Source organism: Thiomicrorhabdus sp. Milos-T2, assembly GCF_000702325.1.
Lineage (GTDB): Bacteria > Pseudomonadota > Gammaproteobacteria > Thiomicrospirales > Thiomicrospiraceae > Thiomicrorhabdus.
In genome coordinates this window covers 410,901-418,173 of the sequence record NZ_KL370891.1, presented here as the reverse complement: position 1 = coordinate 418,173, position 7,273 = coordinate 410,901, and the positions used below count along the sequence as shown (strand labels likewise).

The 7,273-nt window shown below is 35.3% G+C and carries 7 protein-coding genes and 1 pseudogene; 2 read left to right on the top strand and 6 right to left on the bottom strand.

Annotation, left to right across the window (positions count from 1 at the left end):
• Nucleotides 1-305 (top strand): annotated as a pseudogene (locus BS34_RS13075) (hypothetical protein); the annotation flags it as partial.
• A gap of 232 nt (nucleotides 306-537) precedes the next feature.
• Here the strand turns inward: BS34_RS13075 and BS34_RS0101835 are convergent.
• On the bottom strand, nucleotides 538-1,647 hold the full coding sequence (locus tag BS34_RS0101835) for a hypothetical protein (RefSeq protein WP_029406851.1): 1,110 nt from the start codon (nucleotides 1,645-1,647) through the stop codon (nucleotides 538-540).
• Between the two features lie 107 nt (nucleotides 1,648-1,754).
• Between BS34_RS0101835 and BS34_RS0101830 the strand changes: the two genes are divergently transcribed.
• Nucleotides 1,755-3,011: a DUF4344 domain-containing metallopeptidase gene (locus BS34_RS0101830; RefSeq protein WP_084151614.1), complete on the top strand. Its 1,257-nt coding sequence runs from the start codon at nucleotides 1,755-1,757 to the stop codon at nucleotides 3,009-3,011.
• Between the two features lie 236 nt (nucleotides 3,012-3,247).
• On the opposite strand, the gene BS34_RS0101820 is transcribed toward BS34_RS0101830, so the two are convergent.
• Genes BS34_RS0101820 through BS34_RS0101800 form a run of 5 tightly spaced genes read right to left on the bottom strand, consistent with a single transcriptional unit; the run spans nucleotide 3,248 to nucleotide 7,167 of the window.
• The gene (locus BS34_RS0101820) at nucleotides 3,248-5,014 is read right to left on the bottom strand and encodes a DUF927 domain-containing protein (RefSeq protein ID WP_051640632.1); all 1,767 of its coding nucleotides are present in this window, start codon (nucleotides 5,012-5,014) and stop codon (nucleotides 3,248-3,250) included.
• Nucleotides 5,004-5,951 (bottom strand): hypothetical protein, encoded by a 948-nt coding sequence (locus BS34_RS12460; RefSeq protein ID WP_051640631.1) that lies wholly within the window; start codon nucleotides 5,949-5,951, stop codon nucleotides 5,004-5,006. Before BS34_RS12460 ends, BS34_RS0101820 begins: the two co-directional genes overlap by 11 nt.
• A complete protein-coding gene (locus BS34_RS12930) occupies nucleotides 5,944-6,597 on the bottom strand; it encodes a hypothetical protein (protein ID WP_158660957.1) in 654 nt (217 codons plus the stop codon). The genes BS34_RS12460 and BS34_RS12930 overlap by 8 nt, the downstream gene beginning before the upstream one ends.
• Nucleotides 6,587-6,973 carry a hypothetical protein gene (locus BS34_RS0101805; protein WP_029406846.1) on the bottom strand — a complete coding sequence of 129 codons (387 nt, stop codon included), beginning with the start codon at nucleotides 6,971-6,973 and terminating at the stop codon, nucleotides 6,587-6,589. The genes BS34_RS12930 and BS34_RS0101805 overlap by 11 nt, the downstream gene beginning before the upstream one ends.
• Nucleotides 6,973-7,167, bottom strand: coding sequence for a helix-turn-helix transcriptional regulator (locus BS34_RS0101800; protein WP_029406845.1), 195 nt, complete (start codon nucleotides 7,165-7,167; stop codon nucleotides 6,973-6,975). Before BS34_RS0101800 ends, BS34_RS0101805 begins: the two co-directional genes overlap by 1 nt.
• Between the last annotated feature and the right edge of the window lie 106 nt (nucleotides 7,168-7,273).

The window sequence follows — 7,273 nt, the reverse complement described above, 5'->3', positions numbered from 1 at the left end:
TTCATGAGGAATCTAAAAGATGGAGCTATAAACATAGAAAAGTACGTTCAGCCTATCGGAGTTTGAGTGTAAATATGCCGTTCATATTTACCTACCAACGGCATAAAATATTACAAATACCCACGACAACAAATGGACTGGATGGTGGTGTTTTTTCACCACTAAAAAATCTACTAAATGCTCATAAAGGTATGTCATTTGAGTTGAGAAAGAAACTAATTGACGATTACTTAAATCCCCTAAAGAAAAGTGGTATCAGACCCCCGTTTTTTTCATTAACTCGTTTTTTATTCATAAAACATTAAGTCCTACTATCTAATTCCGTACAATTACTTATATTATACAGTAAGATTTAGTTAAAACAACCTTTAAAAACTTCTTTCAAAGCACAAAAAAGCCCGCACTTAACTAAATGTAAGTACGGGCTTAAAATATGGTGGCTACACCGACCTCTTATATAAAAAGCTATACTACTGATATATAAGATAATTATTTATAACATAAAAAACAATACCGTTAAAAATACCGTCAATAATATTATTCAGGATTGAAAACAGTTTTAATACCGTTACTTTCTAATTTAAAAGATAAAGTTTGATTATGTAGAGCAAGAATAAACTCTTTAAAATGCTTAATAGCATCTAAAGCCGTTTGCTTATTGGCAAAAATTGGATCTTCCTTATGAACTCTTGCTTGATTAAGAACATGTAAATACGGTGAAACATGAATTATTTGATGCCTGAACTTGATATAGGCTTGAACTTTTTCAATAGTTTCTTGGGAGATCTCAAGGTCACCAAACTTTAAAGAGTATCCTTTATTGTAAGCTAATTTACATTTATCAAAGTTTTGAAAATTTATAACTCCTTTTGAAATGATAAACTTATTGAGTGTCTCCTTCTCCTCTCGAGCTTCTTCACTTAAAATAGACTTTATCCCATTATCCCTTTCTTTTTTGGAATAGAATGACTTAATTATTCCATCCATATTAGGTGCCACACCTTCTTGTTCTAATTCAGTAAAACGTCTTTTTGTATATACTTCAAAGCCAGTTACCAACATTGATAAAATCAAATTAGTTGAGACAACCTCAAACTCATAATTTTTTTTTAACTCCGCAGAGTCAAGCAATTCAATAGCATTAATCGTATTTTCCCAAGCCTCATAAGCTGTTGGAATTAAAATAGGCTTCCCAGATTTAAATAAATCAATTTTTAGAAATTCATTATTTGAATATGCGTAAACATTTCCATCTAAACCAACTTTATACTGCATATCTGAAGGTCTACCATCAGACTTTATAACTTTCCCTTTTGTACCAGGTATACCCGGTACAACCCACAAACTGACATTTTCTGGAGACCACTGGAAAGAAAAAATAGCCAATTGTGCTAATTCATTTTCAGACAGATCAACTGACGCAACTCTAGTACCTGTTCCGTGAGAAGAATGAAAAAAATGCACTTGTAAATCATCATCTCTCACAAGCCTAAAATAATGCAGCCCTGAAACAACTTCAAAAATAACAAATCCTTTTTTGTTTTTGTCAAAAATAGCAGAAGATTCATAAACAAAATCAACACCTCCTGCGGGAATTTTCATTGCCTCTTTTAATTCTTCAAGGTTTGTGACTGTCTCTTTTTCCATCATTATTCCAAAAATTCAATTTCTTTATCAACTAACTTATTGACCAACAACTCACGACATACTAAGCTTTGTAATCAAATATAAGCATTTTTACAATCAGCAAACATATGAGCTTAAAATTTATGAAAGTCTTTTTAAATAAAAACAGTAGTCCTCAAGTGGGAATAATAAACTTATTGGTTACACAATTTGTTTTTATTTTTTTTACATTACTAACAATGCCATCATATGCGAAAGTAATTATTGCCCCTGAAGCTTCAACGGAAGAAACTATCCTTCATTTCGATATTGGCCCTGGAAAATATGTAGCAATTCCATTACCTAGTTCAAACAAACCAGATGATAGCTATACTTTTAAAATTTATTCTAAAAATAAAGTCTATAAAGATATTACCACGTATTTAGTAGATCAGAAAAACCTGCAATTATTTCAAAAATCTCAGACATACAAAGGCATAGGCTACTCGAGAACAAAAACTCCTCTCTCTATTAAAGGATCTACAAATACCATAGGAAAAAAATATCTTGTTCTAGACAATACATATGCGAAATTTATTACAAAAAAAATAGATATTTCCTTTAAAGCAAAACTTCCAATAAATGAGAAAAAAGCTGAAGCACTTAAAGAGAGATTAACAGGTTTGTACAACGGAATCAGAAATACACTTAAGTTTAAAGATTTTGATATACATGTCAGGCCTTGCGGACAAGTTAATGCTTATTCTGAAAGCAATTCCACTGGAAATATTCATATTTGTACTGAATTATTGGATAACATCTCTAAGTCTAATAATACAGGGGCATTAGCGTTTATCATTCTACATGAGCTAGGTCATTCTCTACTCGGCCTATGGAAACTTCCTGGTAATAACAATGAAGACATCGCAGATGAATTTGCAACATATTTGATGCTTATGGGAGGTGCTAAATCAGGAATAATGCTAGAAAGATCTCTTGATTTTTGGCGTAATAGAGACTCTAAAGTTGAAGCTCTAAACATGATTAAGAATGGTGACCGCCATTCGTTATCTATTCAACGTATCCGAAATATTGAAGAAAACATAAGAAACAACAAAGAATTTAGTAAAAGGTGGTCTGTACTGATTTACCCCCATATGACGGAACAAGCTCTAGAGTCGATCATAGAACAACCACCCGAAAATGCTAATATCGCATTAGCTAAATCAATTTTAAAAAAACAGGGGAGAAATTTAGATAAAGATATTAACGTTACTAGTAGTAATGCAACGTCAACAGAATCAATTACCAACCGTCTGGAAAAAATTAAGAAACTTCATCAAAAAGGATTGATCACTGAAGAAGAGTACAACACAAAACGGCAAAGTATTTTAGATGAGCTTTAAAAATGTTTATTTTATTTACGAACTAAATACGTTGGGGCAGCAGGGGCATTTGGGGCAGCCCTGTATTTATAAGGGTTGTAGCTGCCCCAAACTATAAAGTCAATTTGGGGCAGATGGGGCAGCCGCCCCAGTTGCCCCAAGTCTGCCCCAGACTTGACCTATGTATAAATAGTGTTCAAAACCCCGTAAACAGAGCCCTGCCCCTTCTGCCCCACTCGCCCCATTCAAATAATCAATCATTCGCTTTCTTCTCCCAGTATTGATCCCCAAATTGCATACATTCGAGACCTCTTATGATTTCTATTAGAAGGGAGCTTACAATCTAAACGATCAACATCATGTTTTAAAAAACCTTGTGCTTTTAATTCAGATAAAGCGGTTTGATAGTTAATGTCTCTACATACTTCCGATTTAAAAGTATCTGTAAAAAAATAGTAAATATCTCGCCCTTCATGTTGATTCTTAAAACCAGCTCGATTAATTACATCTTTATGATAATCAGGTTTCTTTAAACTAGAGCCTGTTTGAAGTGCTTCAAAACGAGAACCTTCATGGCGTTCAAGAAAGTTTTTAACCTTGTTAATGGCTTCTTCCGCTTCTGTATTACCGGAACCTCTATCATCTAGCCATGCTTTGAAACATCTAGAAATTGCTTCTAAAGCTTCTCCTTTATCCCAAGATACTATTTGCATATCACAAGCTAATTCACCGGCAGCAGCTACCAAAGCAAAGCGAGATAACACCCTTGAAACTTGACTATCATCTTCTATTTGATTTTGATTTTTAAAATCCTCAAAATAAAATTTTGCTTTTTCTTTATTCTCTGTTCTATTAGAAACATACTTTTCTAAAAATTCCGTTCCTAAAACGCCGTGAAAATCTTCGGCACTTTCTTTTAACTTATCGGCTAACTGACTACCGTTAGCTAGTCCATGCAAGCTTTCAAATACGCCATACTTTCCTGTATCGGCTGGAATATTTGCTATCCTCAACGATTGTCCGTCTTTAGGGGTTTTACCAATACTTTGCATCATTGACCTAAGATCAATTTCCCCGTTAGAAAGAAACAGTAATCTCCACGTTTTAGTATCCCTGTTTTCATAACCTTTATTACTTCTTTCCTTTCCTTGACCATTGGCCAACATATAAACTGTATTCTCCATTTCATACTTATTTGCTTCACCAATTTCATCAAGGATTAAAGTATTATCATTGTGAACAAGGGCAATCTGTTCCAATGCATTCCCTGTAGATCTCCAAGTTTTAAAACGGCTACGATCACCCCAAACACTTACCGCCACATGATTTATGGTACTTTTACCGATAGATGATCCTCCTACAATATGAAAGCCTCCTCCGGGCACGTTTAAATCCTTTAACAAGGTTCCGGATAAAGCTAGTGAAACGGCAAAAATTAACCGGGAATTTCCGGCAGTATACCCGCCTATTTTTGACTCCCATTGGACTAAGCTGCCATGACGTGCAAAACCTAAATTAGAACTAGATGCACTTTGATAAACAGCTCTTTCATTGTCCGGTAAATTACCGATAGTTTTACCGGGAAGTACATAAACACCTTTATACCAACCCACCTTTTCAACACTAGTCGCTCTTTTAGAAGGTTTACAATTATTGATATATTGACTTAAAAGGCTTTTAGCCTTGTTAGTATGTGCGATGTTTAATCCCATACTAAGTAGTTGCTTGCGGTATTCTTCACCGTTACCACTTAACAAGCTCTTCGGCATAGGCCAGTAGTGTGTATACCCTTCATCATTAGTAAACTTTAGCTCTATCCCCCAGTTTTTAGAATCGACATCACTTTGATGAGAAACAACTTCTAAAGGACTACAAATCCAAATTTTGCTTTCCTTTTCATCATTTGGATCTTCGTAAAAAACACCATCTTTTTCTAATGTAAAACCAAAAGGCAATTTCGTTGGCTGCTCTTTAGCTTTTTCAAAATCATTTTGGACGTGAAGTCCCTTAACCTTATCCAACATGATGAACCTCCTTTTGATCCAAGAGGAAACGATCATTCCAATCTGAACCAGACTCATCACCGGAAAACTCCGGTATTGAATAGGAAGCACCGACTAAACGAGCTGTTGCAATAGCCTTATCTCTTCCGATATTTACCGGATTTTTAAAATCGTTATCCCCGGCAATTACCATTTCACTTTCTGGATATTCATTCCGGAAATACTGAGCAACCGGAAGTAAATTTCCGGCATTAAATGCAATCACAACATTATCGTCTTGAGCGTAATATTCTTTAAGAGTTGCGCCAGTGGCAAACCCTTCACAAATCACGTAGCGGTTACTCTCTCCAGGGATTACAAAATAAGTTCCTTTAGGCTTGCTGTTTAATGGTGGAAATTTTGAACCGTTTGGACGAATAAACTCCAAAGTTTGGAGATCTCCATTCAAATATGGCTCGGTGCTATACCGGGGAATAACCAAACAATCTTGCTTTTTCAAATGCAAAATTAATTTTTCTAATTGCTTTGGTACCGGAGTTTTTCCGGAAAGAAATTTAATACCATGAGATAGGATTTGTTTCTTTCCTAAATACGGAAAGTTTTCCGGTAAATTATCGGTACACAGCCCCAAAAGAGCTTTTGCATTTTCCGAAGATTGCAAAACCTCTTTCCGATAATTCTCGGCTTCTTTTAACTTTCTTTCAGCTTGCTCTTTTTTCATTTTGGCAACCTCTTCCGGAGTTTTACCAGAACTTTCCGGGATATAGAGCAAGTCTTCTCCGGTAGTAAAGTCTTTAATCAGAGCATTACCATCTGTAAAGAGACGAATTGAGGCCGATTTATTTGGGTGAGACTTGTTTTTTGCAGGTATGCGAATCCACTTCTCTACCGGTAAACTTCCCGGCAAAGTGTAACCATTTTCAGAAGCAAACTGCTCTAAAGTTATTTTGTTAAGCATGGTTTACCTCCTTAATTTCAGAAGAAACCACATAACAAGAAATACCTAAATCACGTAAAAACTCGTTAACGGTATCGAGTGATTTAAAAACCTTATTTTTAGAACCATCTAAAGTTTTCAAAGTAGCTGTTTGCTGATCCACTGTCAGAAGATCAAGATTCCAACCATTACTAACTAAAGAGATATGAATTTTCGAAATGAAACCATTATTATTAAGAACTTCTAAAGCATCACGATTAAAACGTTTACGGCCTAAAAGCTTATTTAAGATTTGTTTTTGTCGAGTATTTACCGGAGACGGTAAATTTTGGATACAGTTATCCATAAGTGTTCTCCTTGGGTTTATAGGAGCCACTTCCAGTCCTGCTAAAAACATGGAGGCGACCGAAAGTCGGGTTAGCAGACCGCACCCAAGGAGGCGGCAGGGCATAAGCCCTCCCAACTTCCAGTCACCATAATAGGATAGACATAAAAAAACGCCATAATCATAAGACAATGACGGCGTTATTTCTACGCCTTGAGTAAACGGCCTGCTAAAACCGGAGTTCGATTGTGCGAACTCAATTTCATTATAGCCGTGTTTAAGAACATTAAGAAACGGTTTTTCGTCAAAAACTGCTATGAAAATGATATTTTTAATAATCATAGCTGCCCCCGTCCAATTTATTAAAAATTGAATCATCGGAGAAGTTAGGTTTATTTCCATTACACGAATAAAAACCTAGCTCACCCGATATACAATCCATCATATAAAAAGACTGGTAATCAGCCAAGATATAAACTTTAAGATTTGGGGCTGCGTCTTTATCTTTCGGAGTTAAATTTATCCACTGCTCAGCCGACAAGATGACAGGAATAAAATAACCAATCTGATTAAAAACTCTTGTGAGTTTTACTAAATCTAAATTATATTTGCTATGATTGTTATTGCTTTGCTGTGAAGTACTATACGAATGTATGGCTCTAACGGTTTGTTGACCTTGAGAGCCACCTATTGCCCAGGTGGTTTTCATTCTTTCCATCAAGCCACCTCCGGAGATTCTTCTCTCTCTTTAACTCGACTTTCAATCCAGTCATTCACCTCTGACTCAAGCCAACCACTTGAACGTTCTGATAGTTTGATCTGTTTAGGAAAAGTTCCTTCTTTAACTTTTTTATAAATCGTTGCTCTACTCAAATTACATTTCTGAACAACTTCATTGATTTTTAGAATCATCTTAATAACCTCTTTAGATTGTTTTAATCTGCAAAGACCTTATCGGCCTTGCTTGGAGGTCATTAAATGTTTTGAGACGTGTTTAGAAAATAGGAAAAAAACTTGC